Below are 20,549 nucleotides of genomic sequence, written 5' to 3' on the forward strand. Positions count from 1 at the left end.
ATGAGCGAAGAGACATGGCAGAGCCGTTTCATGGGCCTCTGCGATCACATGGCAAGCTGGTCGGAAGACCGCGATTTCCAGGTGGGCTGTGTGATCGTGGGCCGCGGCCAGGTGGTGATTGCCAGTGGCTACAACGGGCTGCCGCGCGGTGTGTCGGCAAGCGATTCGATGCGCCTCGACCGGCCCAGCGGAGAGAAGTTCCACTGGGTCGAGCATGCCGAGCGCAACGCCATCTTCAACGCCGCCCGAACAGGGGCCGCGCTCGAGGGGGCGACGCTCTACGTCAACCGGTTTCCCTGCGCCGAATGCGCCCGCGCCGCGATCCAGTCGGGCATCGCGGCGGTGGTCTGCCCGCCGATCCCCGAGAACGACGGGGCGCTGGACCACAGCTTCCAGGTCTCGAAGGTGCTGCTGGCCGAGGCCGGGGTGGCGGTGCGCCACCCCGGGTAGCTCAGGCGGTTTTCAGCACCGGGCGCAGGAAGGCCTCAAGGTCCTCCGTGGCCGACAGCGGCAGGACCTGTGCCACGTATTGATCGGGCCGGACGAGCACCATCGCCCCCGCCGCGCGATCGATCCCGCGCAGGTCGAAGAGATCGGCCTGTTTCGGATCGGGGCAGAAGACCTTCTCGTAGTCGGTCAGGCCAAAGGGCCCCTTCGCCGGTTTCAGCAGGGCCGGCAGCTCTTCGATCCGCATCTCGCGGTGAGGGATCTGAAACACGGCACGGACGTCAATGACACTGTCGGCATCGGCGCCGCCGGGCGTGACGCGCGCCACCACTCCGGCCGCCAGCGCGGCACAGGCGCGGTCCACGGCACCGCCTTCGGCCCCACTGTCGCCCGCGGGCGCAAAGAGCACCACGCGCCAGCGCCCATCAGCGAGGAAGGCATGGCTGAGCTGCATCGGCTTTGCATCTGCGGCACGGATCACCGGCGCGGCCTGAAAGCGCTTGCCCACCGGGTAGCCCCGCGCCAGGGCCTGATGCGCGGTATCGCCGGTGATCATCGAGGGGGCATAGCGCGTCTCTACCCCTGCGGTATAGCGACCGTGCTGCTGAAAATAGGCCTGGAACTGCGCGGCCTCCGCCTCGGTCGCGGGCTTCTCGCTGAATAGCCGCGCCATGTCGCGGTCAAAGTCGATCAGCTCCTGCGCCTTGGCCTGGCGCTCCTCGGAATAGCTGCGCAGAAGCGCCGGATCGGACTGCCCGCGCAGCACCGCGGCCAGTTTCCAGCCGAGGTTGAAGGTATCGGCCATGGAGACGTTCATGCCCTGCCCCGCCTTCGGGCTGTGAGTGTGGCAGGCATCCCCGGCGATGAAGACGCGCGGCAGATCGGGGCCCGCACCATCCGCCACCGTATCGTCGAAACGGTCGCAGACGCGCTGACCGATCTCGTAGGCCGACCACCAGGCGATATCCTTCACCTGAAGCTGGTAGGGCGCGAGAATCGCCTGCGCCCGTGCGATCAGCATCTCAGCCGTCACGTTGCGGTCCGCAGCACGCTCATCGCCCTGAAGCTCGTCGAGCTCGATGTACATCCGGGTGAGATAGCCGCCTTCGCGCGGGATGATCATGATGCTGCCCTGATCGGCCGACTGGATGGCGCATTTCAGGCGGATATCCGGAAAATCGGTGACGGCGAGAAAGTCCATCACGCCCCAGAGCTGACGTGCGGACTGGCCGTGCAGCTCGTATCCCATGGCGCGGCGCACGGTGCTGCGGGCGCCGTCGCAGCCCACGACATAGCGCACATGCACCCTCTCGGTGCCACCCGCGCCATCCAGATGCCCCAGCTGTACCTCGACCGGGTAATCTGCCGCATCGGTGCGGGACAGAGAGAGCAGCTCGCACTGATACTCCGGGGTCAGCCGCCGCGCCGAACGCGCCATCATGTCGAGGTAGAACTGATGCACCCGCGCCTGGTTCAGGATCACGTGCGGCATTTCGGAGAGATCGTCGGCCACGTCCTGGATCCGGTCCGCACGGGTCAGGCCGGTGCCGCTGGATGGCGGGCGCCAGAATGCCACCTCGTTGACCCAGTAGCCCTCGCGTATGACCTTGTCGGCGAAACCGAAGGCCTGGAACATCTCGACCGAGCGGCAGGCGATGCCATCGGCCTGCCCCACTTCCAGCGGGCCCGGCTTGCGGTCGACGATGCGCACCGAAATGTCGGGAAAGGCCGAAAGCTGTGCCGCAAGCGTCAGCCCCGCCGGCCCGCAACCGACGATCAGCACATCGACGTTTTCCGGCCGTTCGCCCGCCCCCTCAGCGGCTTCGGCCACCTCCGGATCGCCCGACCGGTAGCCCTCGAGGTGAAACTGCATGACTTGCCCTCCCATTGGTAAGTACACTTATCGTTATCCGCTGGTCCGCAAACCTGTCAATATGATAAGTATACTTACCGAATGTTACAGGAGAGCCCAGCCAATGACCGAGAACCAGATGGCCGAGATGCCGGGGCACCTGATCCGACGGTTGCAGCAACGCTCGACCGCGGTGTTCCAGCGGCGCATGCGCGAGGCGCCGGTACAGATGACATCGGTGCAATTCGCAGCACTCGACGTGCTGGCACGGCATCCCGGCATCGACCAGGCGCGACTGGCCGCGCTGATCGCCTATGACCGGGCGACGATCGGCGAGGTGGTCAAGCGGCTGGCGCAGAAGGGCCTGGTGGAGCGGCAGGTGAGCGAGGAGGACCGGCGCGCCCGCACCCTGCAGCTGACGGACGCCGGGAGGCAGGCCCTGCACCAGGTGGCCCCCTTGGTCGCGGCGCTGCAGCCGGAAATCCTGTCGGCACTGAGCGAGGAGGAGCGTCTGCAGTTCCTGGTGCTGCTGAAGAAGGCCTTGCCGGAGGAGACCAGCCCCGCGGATTGAGCGCCACGAACAGTGCGATGTCGTATGGGCGCGGGCGCGCAGTGCACGCGCTGCGCGGCTTTGCCAAGTAGGGAATACCCGTATAAAGAATCTTCCGCCGAAACTTAATTTCCGTGGTAGAGTGGAATTGTTTCCATAAATTCCTTTCAAGCCTGCTCTTCTTTATTCCGTTTCAGGCAAGCGAGTTTTCAAGGTTATGTCGTACCGTACAGATTTATCGGTCAAATTGTTTGGCCCTACCCTGTTCCACCGCGGTGGACGCCCGCTGCATCTCGGCCTCAAGGGCGCGACGCTGGAACTCCTGCTCTACCTTTTCTCGCATGACGGACAGCCGGTACGCCGCGAACAGGTCGCCGACCTTCTCTGGCGGGACTCGAGCGCCAGCCGGCAACGTTCCGCGCTGAATTCCGCACTCTGGCGGATCGGAAAGAAGCTGCCCGAGGATGCGGGCATTCGCCTAATGACCTCCGACACGACGATCAGCCTGATGGTGGACGAGGGCGTATGGTTTGACCGCCGGGCGCTCGAGGCCTGCGTGCGAGAGGTCTCGGTCACCCCGCGCATGGACAGCGCCACCGCCGAGCACCTTGCCGCCATCATCCGCGCGGCGAATGCGCCCTTTCTCGACGGGCTGGAGTCCGACTGGACCCTGGCGCTGCGCGAACGGCTGGCCAGCATCAAGGCGCGCGGCATGATCGCCCTGATGCACCATTACGGCGACCGGGGCGATTTCGAGAACGCCCTGAGCACCGGCCGGCGCCTGCTGGCCGAGGATCCTTTCCGCGAGTCGGTGCAGATCGAGGTGATGTTCCTCTACGTGATGAACGGGCAGCGCGCCCATGCGATCCGACATTACGAGGCCTTCCGCGCGATGCTGGCAGAGGAGCTGGGCATCGAGCCGATGGTCGAGACACGGGCGCTGTTCGACCTGATCCGGGGCGGGCTGAGCCATGATGCGATCCTGGAGCGGGACAGTCTCGGCACCTCCGGTGGCCGCGAATGGCTGACCGATGTCCTGGCCCAGACCGAGCGGTCGCGGCAGGAGCTCTATCGCGCGTTGCGCGTCCAGACCTGCTGAATTCCCGAAGATTTTCCGACCCGCGCGGCCCCGGCCGGCGCGGGTTTTTCACGTCCGGAACGGGGCGTGATCACGGTGTGACCACCCCGTAGCCCAGGTGTGACCTGCAGGTGACGCGGGCGTGACGCCCCCCTGCCCCGGCAATGCCCCCTCTGCGCGCGCCGGCGAACCGCCGCGTGGTGCGCCGAAATCCGCGCCTGCTAGCTTCGAATCATGCCCGGACGATGCGGCCCCGCCGCATCGCGAGAGAGGAGCCAGGCCAGTGACCGAGGATCCGCATGACCCCCGTTTGCCCCGCGACAGCGGCGCCTCCGGCCGGCGGTGGAGCGAGGAGAGCCATGCCTTCATCGTGCGTGTCCGGATCACCACCGCGCCCGAGGGCGCCCCGCGCCGGCAGCAATTCAGCCTGGAGGATATCGAGGCCGGCGAGATCACCCGACACACCACGCTCGACCGGCTGCTCGGCCAGCTGAGCGACCGCATCACCGAAGTGACTGCATCCCCCGCCCAACGTGGCAGCCTGCAATAGGGAGAGTGCCGATGTACAAACATCCCGGCGTCTATATCGAACACGTACCTTCCGGCCTTCTCGCGATCGAGGCGGCCTCCACCTCCATCGCCGCCTTCATCGGGCCGGTGCCGCGCGGCCCGGTCGGAGAGCCGGTCTTCGTCTCCTCGGCCGACCAGTTCGCCGCGCAGTTCGGACCGCTGGGCGGTGGCGCGGGCGGCATCCGCAACGAAGGCGACACCGCCGACAAGTTCGGCCATGCGGTGAACGCCTTTTTCACCAACGGTGGCAGCAAGGCCTATATCGTGCGGGTGGCCGAAACCACCGGCGGCAACAGCCCGGACACGGCGGGCACGGCCATTCCGAACCCCGACGACAACACCCGTGGCTTCACGGTGTCGGCGGTCAATCCCGGGGCCTGGGGCAACGACCTGGTGGTGCGGCTCTTGCCGGTCGACGATGATGAAACGCCGGACCCGACCCTGGGCTACGAGCTGCAGGTAGGCATCATGCTCGACGGCGACTTTGCCGTACTGGAGAGCTTTGCCGGCGTCTTCATGAGCGACAGTTCCGCCCGCTTCATCGAAAATGTCGTGGCCGACGGCTCGACCCTGATCACGCTGACCGGCGGCGAACTGGCCGGCGCGGATGGCATCGGTGCCGTCACATCTTCGGCCCTTCTGGGCAGCCCCGTGACCATCGCCTCTTCGGGCAAGGTCGAGATCGGGGGCCGCAGCGTGGATATCTCGGTGGATGCGGATACCGTGAACGTGGTGTTTGCCGTCGACACGGCCGACGTTGCCTCGATCGCGCGGCAAATCCAGGAAGCCGTCCGTGCGGAGATCCCTGCAGCCCCCGACTTCACCGCCTCGGTGGTGGAGGACGGCACCGGCAAGCGGCTGCTGCTGCGCTCTGGCCTGCTGGTCAGCGGCGATGTCACCGCGGCCGCGCCCGCTTCGGGCTCTGCCTTCGCCCGACTCGGGCTGAACACCGCGGTCGCCACTCCCTACCCGCCGACCGACCTGAGCACCGGCGGCACGATCGAAGCCTTCCTGAACGGCGGCGCGGATGCCGGCGCGGATCCGGCCAAGGCGGCCTATGACAGCGTCTACCGGACCCTGCGCGACTACCGCGACATCTCGATCATGCTGCTGCCCGGCAAGGAATGGATCGAGGCCGGCGACAACGCGATCATCGAGGGCGCCATCACCCATGCCGAGTTCATGCAGAACCGCATGGTGATCGTCGACCCGCCGATGCCCACGGCCACGGCCAAGCTCGACACGCCGAAATCGGTCAAGAGCCTGGGGGCGCCGACATCGCCCTATACCGCGCTCTACTATCCCTGGCTGGAGGTGGCGAACCCGCACTACAACGCCGACACCGCCGCCAACCTGCCCAAGAGCTTCAGGATCCCGCCCTCGGGCTTTGCCGCAGGCCTCTGGGCGCGGATCGACGGGCGCCGTGGCGTCTGGAAGGCGCCGGCCGGGCTGGAGGCCACGGTACGTGGCTCCATCGGACCCAACCTGCTGATCGGAAACGACATTCAGGACAACCTGAACGAGCTGGGGGTGAATTGCCTGCGCTCTATCGTCGGGCCGACGGTGATCTGGGGGGCGCGGACGCTGGCCACGAAGACCAAGCCGGAATACCGCTATATCCCGGTGCGTCGGACCCAGAACATGATCGGCGAGAGCCTCTATTCGGCGCTTCAGGCCGTCGTCTTCGAGCCCAACGACCACCGGCTCTGGGCCAGCCTGCGGGCCTCGGCCACCAACTTCATGGACGGCCTCTTCCGTGCGGGCGCCTTCCAGGGCGAGAAGGCCTCGGATGCCTTCTACGTGCGTTGCGGCCTGGGCGCCACGATGACCCAGGGCGACATCGACGCCGGCATCGTGCGCCTGGTGGTGGGCTTTGCACCCCTGAAGCCCGCCGAATTCGTCGTCGTCCAGATCAAGCAGATCGTCGGCCAGGGCGCCTGAGCGCGCCCGCCTTCCCCCAGCTGAGAGCCCAAGAGGAGGATTTCCGATGCCAGCTCCGATGTTTCCCGCGAATGCCCACCGTTACGACCCCTACCGCACGTTCAAGTTCCAGGTCCTGATCAACGGCCAGCCCGTCGCCGGCCTGTCCAAGATGGGCGCCCTGAAGCGCACGACGGAATCCGTCAAGTGGCGCTCTGCCGGCGATCCCTCCTACAAGCGCAACATGCCTGGCGGCTCGGACTTCGAGGGGGTGCAGCTTGAACAGGGCCTCTCCCATGATCCGGTCTTCGAGGAATGGGCCAATTCGGTGAACAACGTGGCCGATGGCGACGCCGGCATGAGCCTGCTGAACTATCGCCGCGACATCGTAATCAACGTGCTGAACCTGCAGGGCGTGCCGGCGATCACCTATCACCTGCGCCGCGCCTGGGTGTCGGAGTTCCAGGCCCTGCCCGAGTTCGACGCCAACAACATGAACACGGTGGGCATCCAGTCGATCACCATCCAGCACGAGGGGTTCGTGCGCGATCAGGCCACCTCGGAACCCGCCGAGAGCTGACCCGGAGCCCCTGCCGCCATGTCCGCAGTTCCCCATCCCCCCAGCGCCTTCCCCGAGCCGCGCCTGCGCCGGCTTGACGGGGCCGCCGAGCTGGCCGCGGCGACGGCCACCGCCTCTGCCGCGACCCGGCCGGAGGCGGTAACCGCCCTGCTGTCGGCCCTGCTGGAGAGCATAGGCGGCGGCCCTGCCGACGCCGCCACGGTGCGGTCCCTGCCCTGCGGGACGCGGGAATGGCTGCTGCAATGGACCGCAACCCGGGTGGGTCAACAGGACGGCTGGTTCGAGGTGCCCTGCACCCACTGCGGCACACCCTTTGACCTCTCCATCGACATCTCGCGCCCGCTCTGCGCGGAACCGGCACGCCCGGCCTCCGAGGTTCAGGTGGAAACCTCTCTCGGGCCGCGGTCCTTTGCCGTGCCAACCGGCATCGAGGAGGAGCACTTTGCCCGGCTCGACATCCCCGGCGATCCGCGCCGCGCCTTTGCGGGCCTCTGCGCCCTCTCTGCCGACGGAGCGACCGAGGCCGAGATCTTCGACGAGCACGATCTGGACCTGATCGAGGACGCGCTCGAGGCGGCCTCGCCGGAGGTGGCCGACAGGATGCAGGCGCTTTGCCCGGCCTGCGGGACCGAGACCACCGCACGGCTCGACCCGCTGCGCTTTGCCTTTCCGACCGAGAGAGAAGTGCTTGAGCGGATCCACGTGATTGCCGGTGGATATCACTGGCAGATGCCCGACATCCTGTCGCTGTCACGCAGGCATCTCGGCTGGTTCGCCGACCGCATAGCACAGGACCGGCGTGCCGGCAGGGGGGCAATATGAGCTTTCTGACCCGCCTCGCGGACCGCAGCCGCCCCGGTGACAGCAACCTGCCCCATGTGACCCCAAAGGGCCTTGGCGGACGGCAGGCACCGTCGCTCTACCGCGAGGCCACCGCCCTGCCGGAAGAGGCCGAGATGCTCTCGCCCCTGCGCGCCCCGACGGGTCCCGTGACGCGTCCTGCCGGCCCCGGCCAGGCCCCCACGCCGGCCCCCGCGCAGGCGGCTTCACACCCCGTCCCTGCCGGTTCGGCCCCGCACCGGCAAATCCGCCGCGACGGGGAAGACGAGGAAGAGGAGCTGCAGATGATGCGCCGGCAGCCCGAGAATGCCGGCAGCCCGCCACAAGGCGGCGTACGTCCGGCTGCCCCGTCTGAGGCTTCGGCCGGGGAAGCCCCCCTGCAGCGCGAACCATCCGCGATCGAGGACGAGGAGGAACCACTTCAGGCCCTGCGGCGACAGCCCGGCCCCGGTCCGGCAGCGCCTGCAACGCCGGCCAGGGCCACAGGCGCCCCGCCGTCCTCGGCGGCAAACCATGCGGCCGGGAGCGGACCAAAGGCGCAGGCACCTGCGCCGGCAAGTGCGCAGCCCGAGGCGGAAATGGCCTCCTCTCAGGCCGGCGCGACCCGGTCCGAAGCGGTTGCCCCTTCCGCTGCCGCGCTCTCTGCTGGCGAGGCGCCCTGGCGGCCGGCGGAGCCGCCCGCCGCACCACGGGCGGCGCCTGCCACGCCCGCCGCGTCAGGGCGGTCCGAGGTCATCATCGACCGGATCGACGTGCTGATCCATGAGCCCGCCAGCCCGGCCCCGGCGCCCGCCGCACCGTTTCAGTCTGGCCGCGCCCTGCGCGCCCGCTACCTGCGGAGGCTCTGACCCATGCCCGTGCCGGCCTCCTCTCTCTCTGTCGCGGTTCAGGGCATCGCGGATTTCCTCGACAGCCATTTCGGCGAAGACGTCGAGATTTCGACCGATACGCCCCAGCGGGCATCCGAGCGTTCCAAGGTATCGGACAAGCACATCCTGAACCTCTTCACCTATCGCGTAGCCCCGGCCGGCCTGTTCACCGCGGGCCAGGCCGACGAGCCCTTCTTCATCCGCATCCATGCCCTGTTGACGGCCTTCCCCACCAACCAGGGAGACAATACCGCCGTCGATGCCGATCTGCGCCTGCTGGGCCACGGCATCCGCGTGCTGGCCTCGGAACCGGTGATACCGCAGGTCCTGCCGGGCAGCGGCCCGGCCGATCCACAGGATTTCCGCAACAGCCCGCATCTCGACTACCAGCTTCAGGCGGTGCTGCAGGCGCCGACGATGGAGGAGCTGAACCACATCTGGACGACCCAGGGCGGAGATCTCGCCTATCGCCTGTCGGCGGCCTATGAATTCGCGCTGATCCCGGTGGAACCGCTCGACCATCGCACCCCGCCGGTGCCGGTGACCAGCGCCATCGCCGATGTCAGCCCGGAGGTGCCCGCCGAAATCGCAGGCTTCGCGCCCTATGGTCTCGAGGCCCGTGCCACGCCACTTGCCGCCCATGGCACTGAGACGCAGGACCCGAGCCCCGCCACAGTGCTGCCGGTGGTTCTCTTCTCCACTGCTTCAGGCCTTGGCAGCGAGGTCTCGGTGCCCCCCGGCACGGCGGATGTACAGCTTGCCCTCTCCGGTTTGCCAGGGTCCCGCGTCTCGATCCGGGTGGACTGGACACGCGCCGACGAGAGCAGGGAAAGCCAGCCGGAACAGGGCTTTACCGTTGCCACACCGCGCATCGACGCGGCAGAGGCCCTGGTGACGCTGATGCTCGACGCGCCCGTTGCCGGCGACACCGCCCTGATCATGACACGCGCAGCAGATGACGGCGGCGCGGTGCTGCCCGGCTCGCCCTTTGCCAATACGCTGGCCCTGCGGACGGAGGCGCCCTGATGAACGTCGAAACTGCCCTGCCCCTCAGCGACCGCACCGCGCTCGATCCGGAGTGGACCCGGGTGGAGATGCTGATCGCCGCCGCCGAGGCCGCCCGCACCGGCGCCACCCTGTCCAAGGAGTTCCGCGCCCGCTTCGAGGAGGTCAGCGGCATCGTCACGCGCCGCCGCAACGAGGGCGTCTGGGCCAATCTGGCGACGCTGGTGCCCGACAGCGCGCTGCCGCATTTCATCCAGCTCGACCTCGACCTGATGGCGCTGGCACTGGCGCCCCATGCGCGGCCCGCACTGGCCACGCGCATCCACGCCCTGCAGCCGCAGGTGGGGGCGCCCCAGCCCAGCCTGGCGCTGGCGCAGGAACTGCTGATGCTGGAGGACGGCGAGAGCATCGCCATGCTCTATGACCGGCTGGAACCCGGTGCGCCCCTGGTGGCCTTCGGGCTGATCAGGCTCGCGGGCAGCGAGGCCTACCAGACGCTCGGGGTCGCCATGGCCACCGGGCGCATGCTGCTCGGCCATGGCATCGACCTCTCGCCGCCGCCCGGCGCGCACCTGGTGCGCAGCGAGGCCAGCTGGGACGACCTGATCCTGCCGCCCGCGGCACTCGCCAACCTGCGGGAATACACCGCCTGGATCCTGCACCGCGATGCGGTGATCGGAGACTGGGCCGCACGTTCCATCGGCGGGCCGCTGGCGCTTTTCTCCGGCCCCTCCGGCTCTGGCAAGAGCTTTGCCGCATCGGTGATCACTGCCGAGCTGACCGCCCGCACCGGCACCCCCTGGGCGCTCTACACGCTCGACCTTGGCCGGGTGATGTCGAAATACGTGGGCGAGACCGAGCAGAACCTGAACGCGCTTCTAGATGCGCTCGACCGCCGCCGCGCGGTGCTGCAGATCGACGAGGCAGACGGGCTTCTGGGCAAGCGCGGCGAGGTCTCCGATGCCCGCGACCGGTATGCGAACCTCGAGGTCTCGCACATGCTGTCGCGCTTCGAGCGTCACTCGGGACCGGTGATCCTGACGACAAACCTGCGCACCAACATCGACGCGGCCTTCCTGCGGCGGTTCCAGAAGGTGGTGGATTTCCCTGCCCCCGATACCGCCGCGCGCCGCATCCTCTGGGACCGCCTGCTGCCCCCCGGCGCACCGCGTGCCGGTGATCTCGACACCGGGCTGCTGGCCAGTTCGGCGCGGCTCTCGGGTGGGGCGATCCACAACGCGGCCTTCTTTGCCGCGATCCTGGCCCGGCAGGAGGAGGCCCCCATCGCGCCCCGGCACATCGCCCGTGCCGTCTGGGCCGAGCTGAACAAGGACACGAGGCAGGTGCGGCGTTCCGAGCTGGGCGCGCTGGCCGAATACCTGACGGAGGAGCTGGCATGAGGATCCGCCGCCTCACCCTCACCCTGCCGCCGCGAATGCGCGGCACCGCCCAGCAGGATGCACGCCGTCTGGCCGAGAGCCTGGCCCGCACTCTGGAGGCACGCGGCGACCAGATCCCCGAGGCCGGGATCTCTCTGCGGATACCGGGCGAGGGCCGCCCTGCCCCGCATCTCGAAAACAGCCTCGGCCGTGCCGCGCTCGCCGCGGTCTCCGGAAAACCGGGGCGGAGGTGAGTCATGGCCGTTGCTGCAAGGGGTGTCCTCTTTGAATACGGGCTGACGGTGCCGCCGCTGGCGCTGATCTTCGACTTCAACCCCGAGACCATCTCGCGGTCACGCTCGGTGACGATCAAGACCGGCGAGGCGCCGGGCGCCCGGCTGGGCTACGACTTCATGACGCCGCTGGAAACGCCGCGGGTGGCACAGGGCGTGGAACTGCAGGGCGAGAGCATCTCGGTGAAGATCCTGCTCGATGCCACCGACCGCATGCAGGAGGGCGATCCTGTTGCCGCGGCCTTTGGCGTGCAGCCACAGATCGACACGTTGCGCTCGATGTTGGAGCCCAAGGTGCAGGGCCCCGGCGGACTGCAGGTGCTGGCCAGCCTCGGCGGTGGCAGCCGGGCCTTCGAACGCTCCGAGAGTGCCTCGGTGCTGGTCTTTGCCTGGGGGCTGCAATTCCTGCCGGTCTTCCTGACCGGTGTCAGCCAGGACGAGACGCTGCACCTGCCGACCCTGGCCCCCTACCGCGCCGAGATGACCCTGACGATGCAGGTCATCGAATCCCGCAACCCCTTCTACATGGCCGAAAAGGTGCGCCAGACGGCGATGACGGCCCTGAACGCGGCAACCGGTTTCTGAGGAGAGAGACATGGCATTCTTCAAGGGCTCCTATTACGAGACGACGCCGCTCTTCGAGGCGGACGACGATGGCCGGCTGGTGTTTCGCGGGCTGCGCGCCCGGGTCCTGGCCCAGCCGGAGGGGGTGCTGGAACATTCCGTGGCGCTCAAGGAACGCCTCGATTCCCTGGCGCAGCACTACTATGCCCAGCCACGTGACTGGCGCCGCATTGCCGAGGCCAATCCGGACGCGATATTTGCCGAGGATCTGCTCTGGACCGATACGCCCGTCGAGGAGAACGGGCGCGAGCGGCTGGGCAACAGCGTACTGATCCCGCGCCGCAGGGAGGGACGCTGATGGTTTCCCTCGCAAACCTTCTCGACCCTGGCCTGACCCAGCCCGCCAGCTGCCTGATCCAGGTGGGCCCTTCGCTGACCGACATCGGCGCAATCGCCGACCTGGTGACCGAGGTCGAGATCAGCACCGCCCGCGAGGAAGCCTCGACAGGGCGCATCGTGATCGAGGATCGCCGCAAGGAGGATGGCCTTTGGGTGGCGGCCGACTCCGGCCTCTTCACCTCCTGGACGCCGATCCGGATTTCCGCCGATTTCCAGACCCACGTCGAGGAAATCTTCCGTGGCTACATCACCCAGCCGCATCCCACCTTTCCCAACAACGCGGCCGAAGCAAAGCTGGAACTGGAACTGCAGGACGACAGCTCGGCCCTGAACCGGGAACAGATGCGCACCGTCTGGGGCGACGAGGATCACCCGATCACCGATGCCCAGATCCTGGCCGAGCTGATCACGCCGCTGGGACTTGCCGTCGATCCGACCTCCGGCCAGGGCCAGTCGAGCCGTGCTCTCAGCCAGGACGCCACGCCGATCACCTTTCTGCGCGAGCGCGCGCAGGCCAACGGTTATGACCTGATCTTTTCTGCCGGGCAGGTCTATTTCGGGCCGATGCGGCTGGGCGATGCCGCCCAGGCCACGATCATGGTCTATGCCGGCAAGGCCACCAATTGCCTGTCCCTCGACATCACCGAGGACGCACAGCGCCCGGACGAGGTGCGCTTCGATCACGCACCGCGCGAAGAGGGCGCCAGCCCCACCGTCGAGACGCTGGGTCCCGATGTGACCCCCCTCGGCCAGACGCCCGTGGGCGCCGACGGCGCAGGCCTCGGCACCCCTTCGGTCTGGCGCGTCACGCGGGAGGGCGACGAGACCGAGGAGGAGCTGCGGGCCCGGGCCCAGGCCCTGGTCAACCGGCACAGCTTCCGCATCACCGCAACCGGAGAGCTCGACGGCTCTCTTTACGGTCACGTGCTGCAGGCCGGGTTGCCCGTCACCATCGACGGCACCGGCGCACGTTATGGCGGCACCTATTTTGCCGATGCCGTCGTGCATCGTTTCACCCCCGACGGCTATCGCCAGCAGTTCCAGCTGATCCGCAACGCGACCGGCGAAGGCACCCCGGTCCTCGGGCCGCTCTCTGCGGTCGCGTCCGCCATCGCATCGCTCTTCTGAGGTTCCCATGGACGATTTCAACGCCCTCCAGCAGACGATCCGCCAGCAGCAGAACCGCTACTGGGGCAAGTACCGCGCCTTTGTCGCCGACAATGCCGACCCGCAGAAGCTGGGCCGCTGCCGGCTGGTGATTCCCTCCGTCCTGGGCGAGACCCCGAGCGACTGGGCCCTGCCCGTCACGCCCTATGGCGGCGCGGGCGACGAGGGCTTCCTGATGGTGCCCCCCCTTGATGCCCAGGTCGTGGCCGAGTTCATGGAGGGCGACATTTCCTCGCCGCTCTGGACGGGCAGCTTCTGGCGGTCCGAGGGCACGCCCCCGGCCGAATACGAGGCCAACGACACCCCCACCGCCAAGATCCTGAAGACCGGCAGCGGCCACCTGCTGCATTTCGAGGACAAGGAAGGAGAGGAGACGATCACCCTGCGCAGCGCCGCAGACGCGGTGATCGAGATGAACGCCGGCGGGTCGATTTCGTTGACCGACAGCGGCGGCGCCACCGTGGTGATCGACGCCGAGGCGAACGAGATCCGGATCGAGGACGCCAATGGCAACTCGGTCGTCATGTCGGGATCCGGCATGGAATTCTCGGACGCCTCCGGCAACACGATCACCACCGAGGCCGGCGGCGTCACCGTGCAGTCCGGCGCCACGATCACCCTCGACGGCTCGATGGTGGCCGTGGCCGGATCGGGCGGCGAGCCGCTGATCAAGGGCAGCTCCTTCCTCGCCGCCTTCAACGCCCACACCCACAATTGCACCGCGCCCGGATCGCCCTCCGGCCCACCGGTGCCCCCGCTCACCCCCTCCGTTCTCACCATGAAATCGACAGCCCAATGACCAGCTCGCTCCAGGCCCGCCTCCCTGCCGTGCGCTACGTGCGCTTTCCCTTCCGGATGACCCGCGACGGCGCCGAGCGGGTGACCCGCGTGGATCACATCCGCGAGCAGATCATGCAGGTCATCTTTACCAGCCCGGGCGAACGCGTCTTTCGCCCCGAGTTCGGCTTCGGCGCCCGTCAGCACGTCTTTGCCCCGAATGCCGTGCCGCTCTGGGAGGAGGTGCGCAACCGCCTGCAGGGCTCTCTGACCGAGGCGCTCGTCGGCGAGGTGGACCCCAAGACCATCCGCGTCGAGGTCGGCGCCCCCGCCGATCAGCCCGAGCTGCTGCTGGTTCGGGTCTCCTATGTGCTTGCTGCCCTGCAGAAGGAGGAGAGCCATGATTTCCTCGTGTGATCCGCTGACAGGGGAGCAGAGCCATGGCTGAGCTTGCCCCCGAGCTTCTGGAGTTCGACGGCGGCTGCCCGGACTGCGGCGAACGCCGCGCGGTGCTGCCCTTTCCCCTGCCCGCCATCACAGACGACTTCGACTGGAAGGCGCGCGATTACGACAGCTTCCGCCTCTTCATGATGCAGGAGCTGGCGGCACGGTTTCCAGAGCGCCGCCGCTGGACCCCCGCCGACATGGAAGTGGTCATCGTCGAGGTGCTCTCGGCCGCCCTCGACCGCGCCAGCCACGCCATCGACGTGGTGCAGGCCGAGCGCTACCTGGAAACGGCTCGCCGCCCGCAATCCGTCCGCCGCCTGCTGAAGCTGATCGGCTATGACGTGGTGCAGCGGATCGACCCGGCCGTGCTCGAGGCCCTGCCGCCGGCGCCCGACGGTTTGGAGGAGACCGACGCACAGAAGGTCGAACGCCTCTGGCGCCTTGAGCCTGCGCAGATGGAGGCCGCCCGTGCCGAGGGCCCAAGGCTGACCGGAGAGGTCCGCCGCATGGTCACGCTGGGAGACCACCAGCGCATTCTGGAGGACCATCCGCTGGTCGTGCGCGCCAATGCGCGGCTGGTCTGGTCCGGCGCCTGGAACACCATCCTCGTGGCGGCGCTCCTCGACGACAACCTGGGACTGGACGCGCCCCTTGGTGAAATTGTCGACGACGCGCCTTCGGGTCTCGATCCCGCCTTGTGGGCCGAGATCGTCACCTTTCACCGCATCGAGCGCCTGCCCCTGCCGCCGCTCTCCGGAACGCTGACCGCACGGCAATTGCTGCGCGGGCTGATCGAGCTGAACCGGATGATCGGCACCGAGGTCTTTCTCGAGGCGGCGAAACCCGCTCCCGTCTCAATTGCTCTCTCGGTCCGGGCCAAACGCGGCTATTTCCGCTCGGAGCTGAAGCAGGCACTGGCCCAGGTCTTCTCTGCCGATGAGGGCGGATTCTTCGAGCCGGGGCGCCTTGCCTTCGGAGAGGATCTCTATGCCTCCGACATCATCGAGGCCGCAATGGCCGTCGATGGCGTGGCCGTGGCCTGCCTCAACCGTTTCAAGCGCCTGGGCGCCTATCCGGACCAGACCGCCAGCGGCCGCATCGACATTCCCGAGGACAGCTTCGCCCTCTGCGACAACGACCGTGACGCGCCGCAGAACGGCACCTTGCGGATCACCATCAACGCAGGAGAAGCCGGATGACCCTGCCGAAACCCTCCGGGCGCCCCGAATACCGCTCCGATCTCACCCGCTGGAACCGTGCCGGGCTCAGCCGCATGCAATACGTCGATGCCAATGCGGCCCTGCTGCTCGAGGAGCTGCGCCTCGGCATGCTCTCTGGCTACCTGCGTGATCTGCCGGCCGAGGAGCGCTTGCCCGAGATCTGGCGTGACCTCTTCACGAAACCGCCCGCCGAACGCGAACTGGCCCGCCCCTATGTCAGCTACCGCGAGACCGTCGCCTGGGCCGACCTGCTGCCTGCGGCGCCGGCACGTACCGAAACGGGTCTCACCCGCAATGCGCGGCTGCGCGAGCAATACGCGCGTCAGTCGACCGACTACGCCTGGGAGATCATGCGTGCCTTTGCCCGCGCCGCCCATGTGCTGACCGGCCATCTGGATGCCCATGCCAACGAGGGATACCTGCGCACCGCCACCCAGTGGGACAACCTGCGCAAGCTTGCCAGGATGGTGAACTACCTGCCCACCCCACCTGCCTCGGCCACAACGCTGGTGGCGCTGGAGCTGGCTGCAGAGGCCGGGCTGGTCGAGATCGCCCGTGGGCTGGCGATGAAATACACCGCCCCCGAAGGCGGCGCGCCGCTGATCTTCGAAACGCTGAAGCCGCTCAAGGCGCATCCGGCGCTGAACGGTGCGCGGGCTGCCGGCTGGAACGTCAATCCCACGACCCTCGGCGCGCCCTCCTCCACGCCCTGGATCCTGCCGGAAAAGGCCAGCCTTGCCGTCGGTGACGTGGTCGCCCTGGTGGCCAACGGCACCACCGGTCAGGGCCGCACGCTGGAGAATTTCGAGCAGGTGGAGAAAGATGCGCCGGTGTCGCTTCAACTGTCACCGGCCAGCGGCCTTGGCGCCAGTTATGCCAATACGGCGATCCACTTCGCCCCGAAGGACGTGCGCGTCGGCCTCGCGATCACCCGTACAGACCTCGACCGCCTGGTACTCCGGGTAGAGGGCGCGGGCACGATCCCGCCCGAATCCATTGTCGAGATCGATCCCGTGGGCAGCGGCGCCTCCTTCCGCGCCGTGGTGGCCGAGGCCGCCGGCGATACTCTCGTGGTCAAGAGCGGCAGCGGCGTAACCGGCGATGTGCGCGTCAAGGTCTATACCCCCGTGGCTGCCCAGCAGGACGGCGCCTTCATGACCATACTTGGTATCTCGCGCCTCTACTTCGCCGGCTCGACAGGCCAGATCACCGATCAGGACAGCCCCGAGAACGTGCTCTCCGATCCCGATGACGACGATTCCGATCCTGTGGCGCTCAGGTTCTGGCGCCCGTCGGGATCCACCGGGGCGGGCTATCTCGATCTCGGCACCAATCGCGTAACAGGGGGCAAGGTGCTGGATCTGCCCGGCTGGTTCAGCCCTGCCTCGGGCAGCATGGTGCGCTTTTCCGGCGCCCCGCCGGAGGGGCTGCGCCAGGGCGACTGGTACGTGGCCCGCGCCATCGACACCACCGAACCGGTAGCCCTGCAGGTGAAATCCGTGCGGGTAGAGGCCCGCGAACATGTCATCGTGTTTTCCTCGGCCCCGCCTGCCGCACCGGAAGAGACCGAGTTCTTCGGCCCCATGACCGAGGTGATGCGCCCACTCCATCACGATCGCGATCCCAGGCCCGCTGCCCCCGGCAATGCCGTCACCTTCGACGATCTGGCCCCCGAGGCGCGCGACCTGATCCGCCCCGGAAAGGCGCTGATCGTGCTGCGCGAGCGCGACAGCACCCGCCAGGCTGCCCGCGCCCTGGTGACCGAGACGGCACTCACCGAGGGCACCCTCCGCGTGATCCTGTCGAGCGACACCGATTTCACCACCTGGGAGAGCGGCTGGACCCGGTTCCAGTTCAACACCGTCACCATTTCCCACGGCGAAACGCAGGCGCCCAAGACGCTCGGCTCCGGCGATGCCGAGCACGAGAGGCAGAGCTTCCGCCTTGCCGCCACCCGGGCCAGCTTCGTGCCCTCCACCGCCTCGGTCACCGGCGTGGTGCCCGACATGGATGTTACCGTGGACGGCGTGAAATGGGAGTACCGCGATCTGGGCGACCCCGAGGCCGAGGGGCTCGACGCCTGGTCGTTGCGCCTGAACGACGACGACACCCTGCAAATCCACTTCCGCCGTCGCCTGCCCACCGGCAGCGACAACCTCGCGGTACGGCGCCATCGCCTCGGCACCGGGCTCGGCGGCAGCGGCATCCCCGCCTGGTCCTTTGCCAAGCCGATGAAGAAGAACCGCTTCGTCACCGCCATCAGCCAGCCCTTTGCCACCGCAGGCGGCGCCGACCGCGAACCGGTCCCGGCGCTGAGGGAGAATGCCCCCGCGAACCTCGCCGCCAATGGCCGCGCCGTCTCGCTGCGCGACTTCGGCCGGCTCTGCCAGCGGCATGCCTCCGTGTTGCAGGCCCGCGCCCGGCAGGTCATCGGCCAGGGCAGCGCCAGCGCCGTCGAGGTCATCGTGGTGCCCGCCGGCGGCGGCGCGCTCACCGGCAGCCTTCGCGACGACCTGGTCGCCTACCTGCGCAGCCGCGCCCTGCCCGGCGTCTCCATCAGCGTCATCGGCCATACCGACCTGCCGGTAGAGATCGCCGTCAGCGTCCTCGTCGATACCCTCCGCTACGACAAATCCGACGTACGCGATGCGACCCTTGCCGCCCTGGCAACCGCCTTCGCCCTCGAGAGCCGTGCCCTCGGCCAGCCGCTCTACATCGCCGAGATCCTCGCCGCCGCCGAACAGGTCGATGGCGTTTCCTCCGTGCTGGTCGACGGCTTCGCCCCGGCGCCCGGCGCCCCCACGCCCCTGCGCAGCGCCACCACCGGCGGCCGCCTCAGCGTGGTCTTCCCCCGCGAGGAACAGCTCGTCTTTGCCGCCGCCACCGGCATCTCCGTTACCGCGAGGGCCCTGACATGACATCTCTGACCGACCTCAAGACCCGCGCCGGCCTCCTCCTCTACCGGGAGCTGCCCGAGGAATACCGCTACCTCGACCCGCAGGAGGGCGAGGAGCCAGGTGATCTCGAAGCCTTCCTGCACGGCTTCGGGCATCTGCTCGACCTGCTGCGTGGCACCACCGAACAGGCCATGGCCGATGCCTTTGCCGAGCCGCTGGATTTCCCCGACCCGGAGGTTGCCAACAACCGAGAGATCCAGACCTGGATACTGCCCTATCTTGCCGAACTGGTGGGGGCCGAACTGCTCGCCCCCGATCCCGCCGACCGCAGTGCCGAGCTCTCGAACGCCGTCGACTGGTACAAGACCAAGGGCACGCTGCGAAACGCCGATTCCGTATCCGACGTGGTCTCGGGCACCGAAACTGTCGTGATCGAGGGATGGCGGCGCGTCCTGTTGACCCCGCGCATGGGTCTGCCCCCCTTTACCGCGCCTGCCACGGCCATGGGCGACGGAGATCCGCTCTCGGCGCCCGGCCTGCCGCTCGGCACGCCCGACCTGCGCCATCCCAACCGCGCCATCCGTGACGGGCTGGGCGCCAACCCGCTCTACCGGCTCACCCGGCCGCGGCGCGATGCGGACGGCCTGACCACCGCCCCCGAGGAGCTCTACTGGAAGCCGCATGCCCATCGCGGTGTGCCCTGCTTCCCGGGGGCCTACGACGATACCTCCCTGCGCACGCCCGACCTTCGCGAGGCCTCCGATCCCGCCGTCGGGCCGCACCCGCGACGTACCACCGTGCATGTCCGTCCGCCCTATGGCCTTTTCGAACCCGGTCTGCGCCGCGTCGCCCTGCCCGACGAGGATCCACTGGCCCTGGATGGCGCCAATCCAACGCAGCTGCACAGTTTCGGCCCGGCCGAGATCCTGAAGCTCGCCGGAGATCCCCTGGACGCGGACGGCGACCTGATCGGCCCGGTGCCCGACCGGATCGTGATCACCACCCCGGTAACGATCCCTGCCCATGCCATGGTCGCCTTCGAGGATCTGCTCTTCACGCAGACGATTTCCGTCGAGGCGAATGCCGCGCAGGCCCGCCGCCTGGTCATGACCCGCTGCGCCGCCCATCAGGTCACCCTCAATGGCCCGAGCGACACCCCCGCCCTGGAGGCGACCGACTGCCTCTTCGACACCGTCTTCGGCCCGCCTGCCTTTGCCCGGCTGATCTATTGCACCGTCCTCGGGGTCACGACCCTGTCGCAACTCCAGGCCTCCGACAGCCTCTTTGCCGGGGCCGTCAACGATGTCCATTGCGGCGGCGATGACACCTGCATCCGCTATTCGCGCATCCCGTCGCAGGAAACCCTCGCAGGCTGCGCCGTGGCGAACAATCCCAACAACACCACCCATGCCCCCAACTTCCTCGGCCTGTTCTTCGAGGACGCGGAAGGCTGCATCCTGCGCCAGCCGGCCTTCGGCGAACCGGGTTGCGGCGTGCTCGCCCTGACCACCTCGGCCCGGATCACCTCCGGGGCCGAAGACGAGGGCGAGATGGGCGTGGGCCATCATCTCCACCTCATCGCAAAACTCGATGCGGTCCGCCGCAAGCTCTCGGATTTCCTGCCGCTCGGGCAGGAGATCGCGCTGCGCTACGACCCCTACCTGGAACGCCCCCCGGCGTCCCTTCCCGCCTGAC

Annotated in this window: 20 protein-coding genes; 19 read left to right on the forward strand and 1 reads right to left on the reverse strand. The window is 68.2% G+C overall.

The features are described from left to right. Positions 1-450: a deoxycytidylate deaminase gene (locus AC0WR5_RS15435; protein WP_475864424.1), complete on the forward strand. Its 450-nt coding sequence runs from the start codon at positions 1-3 to the stop codon at positions 448-450. Position 451: 1 nt separating this feature from the next. Here AC0WR5_RS15435 and AC0WR5_RS15440 read toward each other — a convergent pair whose 3' ends face one another. Then, positions 452-2,320 carry an FAD-dependent monooxygenase gene (locus AC0WR5_RS15440; RefSeq protein ID WP_475864425.1) on the reverse strand — a complete coding sequence of 623 codons (1,869 nt, stop codon included), beginning with the start codon at positions 2,318-2,320 and terminating at the stop codon, positions 452-454. A 103-nt stretch (positions 2,321-2,423) separates the two neighbouring features. Between AC0WR5_RS15440 and AC0WR5_RS15445 the strand changes: the two genes are divergently transcribed. From AC0WR5_RS15445 to AC0WR5_RS15530, 18 genes are all read left to right on the forward strand, one after another. Next, the gene (locus AC0WR5_RS15445; protein WP_475864427.1) at positions 2,424-2,870 is read left to right on the forward strand and encodes a MarR family winged helix-turn-helix transcriptional regulator; all 447 of its coding nucleotides are present in this window, start codon (positions 2,424-2,426) and stop codon (positions 2,868-2,870) included. Positions 2,871-3,096: 226 nt separating this feature from the next. Beyond that, on the forward strand, positions 3,097-3,948 hold the full coding sequence (locus AC0WR5_RS15450) for an AfsR/SARP family transcriptional regulator (RefSeq protein WP_475864428.1): 852 nt from the start codon (positions 3,097-3,099) through the stop codon (positions 3,946-3,948). A 262-nt stretch (positions 3,949-4,210) separates the two neighbouring features. Then, positions 4,211-4,477, forward strand: coding sequence for a hypothetical protein (locus AC0WR5_RS15455; RefSeq protein ID WP_475864430.1), 267 nt, complete (start codon positions 4,211-4,213; stop codon positions 4,475-4,477). Positions 4,478-4,488: 11 nt separating this feature from the next. Next, on the forward strand, positions 4,489-6,438 hold the full coding sequence (locus tag AC0WR5_RS15460) for a phage tail sheath C-terminal domain-containing protein (protein WP_475864431.1): 1,950 nt from the start codon (positions 4,489-4,491) through the stop codon (positions 6,436-6,438). A gap of 46 nt (positions 6,439-6,484) precedes the next feature. After that, positions 6,485-6,997, forward strand: a complete 513-nt coding sequence (locus AC0WR5_RS15465; protein WP_475864433.1) for a phage tail protein — start codon at positions 6,485-6,487, stop codon at positions 6,995-6,997. 18 nt (positions 6,998-7,015) lie between these two features. Beyond that, positions 7,016-7,819: a hypothetical protein gene (locus AC0WR5_RS15470; RefSeq protein WP_475864435.1), complete on the forward strand. Its 804-nt coding sequence runs from the start codon at positions 7,016-7,018 to the stop codon at positions 7,817-7,819. Next, positions 7,816-8,685, forward strand: coding sequence for a hypothetical protein (locus AC0WR5_RS15475; protein ID WP_475864437.1), 870 nt, complete (start codon positions 7,816-7,818; stop codon positions 8,683-8,685). The genes AC0WR5_RS15470 and AC0WR5_RS15475 overlap by 4 nt, the downstream gene beginning before the upstream one ends. A 3-nt stretch (positions 8,686-8,688) precedes the next feature. Continuing rightward, on the forward strand, positions 8,689-9,732 hold the full coding sequence (locus tag AC0WR5_RS15480) for a Pvc16 family protein (RefSeq protein WP_475864439.1): 1,044 nt from the start codon (positions 8,689-8,691) through the stop codon (positions 9,730-9,732). After that, positions 9,732-11,111 carry an ATP-binding protein gene (locus AC0WR5_RS15485; RefSeq protein ID WP_475864440.1) on the forward strand — a complete coding sequence of 460 codons (1,380 nt, stop codon included), beginning with the start codon at positions 9,732-9,734 and terminating at the stop codon, positions 11,109-11,111. Before AC0WR5_RS15480 ends, AC0WR5_RS15485 begins: the two co-directional genes overlap by 1 nt. Further along, positions 11,108-11,344, forward strand: a complete 237-nt coding sequence (locus AC0WR5_RS15490) for a hypothetical protein (RefSeq protein WP_475864441.1) — start codon at positions 11,108-11,110, stop codon at positions 11,342-11,344. The genes AC0WR5_RS15485 and AC0WR5_RS15490 overlap by 4 nt, the downstream gene beginning before the upstream one ends. A 3-nt stretch (positions 11,345-11,347) precedes the next feature. Further along, complete coding sequence (locus tag AC0WR5_RS15495) at positions 11,348-11,968, forward strand: hypothetical protein (protein WP_475864442.1); 621 nt, start codon at positions 11,348-11,350, stop codon at positions 11,966-11,968. A 10-nt stretch (positions 11,969-11,978) separates the two neighbouring features. Next, positions 11,979-12,305, forward strand: a complete 327-nt coding sequence (locus AC0WR5_RS15500) for a hypothetical protein (protein WP_475864443.1) — start codon at positions 11,979-11,981, stop codon at positions 12,303-12,305. Next, on the forward strand, positions 12,305-13,474 hold the full coding sequence (locus AC0WR5_RS15505) for a phage late control D family protein (protein ID WP_475864445.1): 1,170 nt from the start codon (positions 12,305-12,307) through the stop codon (positions 13,472-13,474). Before AC0WR5_RS15500 ends, AC0WR5_RS15505 begins: the two co-directional genes overlap by 1 nt. Positions 13,475-13,481: 7 nt before the next feature. Next, entirely contained in the window at positions 13,482-14,312 is an 831-nt protein-coding gene (locus AC0WR5_RS15510) for a phage baseplate assembly protein V (protein ID WP_475864446.1), read from the forward strand. Continuing rightward, on the forward strand, positions 14,309-14,707 hold the full coding sequence (locus AC0WR5_RS15515; RefSeq protein WP_475864448.1) for a GPW/gp25 family protein: 399 nt from the start codon (positions 14,309-14,311) through the stop codon (positions 14,705-14,707). Before AC0WR5_RS15510 ends, AC0WR5_RS15515 begins: the two co-directional genes overlap by 4 nt. Positions 14,708-14,730: 23 nt before the next feature. Next, the gene (locus AC0WR5_RS15520; protein WP_475864449.1) at positions 14,731-15,936 is read left to right on the forward strand and encodes a hypothetical protein; all 1,206 of its coding nucleotides are present in this window, start codon (positions 14,731-14,733) and stop codon (positions 15,934-15,936) included. Further along, entirely contained in the window at positions 15,933-18,875 is a 2,943-nt protein-coding gene (locus tag AC0WR5_RS15525; RefSeq protein ID WP_475864450.1) for a baseplate J/gp47 family protein, read from the forward strand. Before AC0WR5_RS15520 ends, AC0WR5_RS15525 begins: the two co-directional genes overlap by 4 nt. Then, positions 18,872-20,548 carry a hypothetical protein gene (locus tag AC0WR5_RS15530; RefSeq protein WP_475864452.1) on the forward strand — a complete coding sequence of 559 codons (1,677 nt, stop codon included), beginning with the start codon at positions 18,872-18,874 and terminating at the stop codon, positions 20,546-20,548. The genes AC0WR5_RS15525 and AC0WR5_RS15530 overlap by 4 nt, the downstream gene beginning before the upstream one ends. Position 20,549 lies beyond the last annotated feature (1 nt).

Source organism: Pseudooceanicola sp. DL12, from assembly GCF_056270665.1.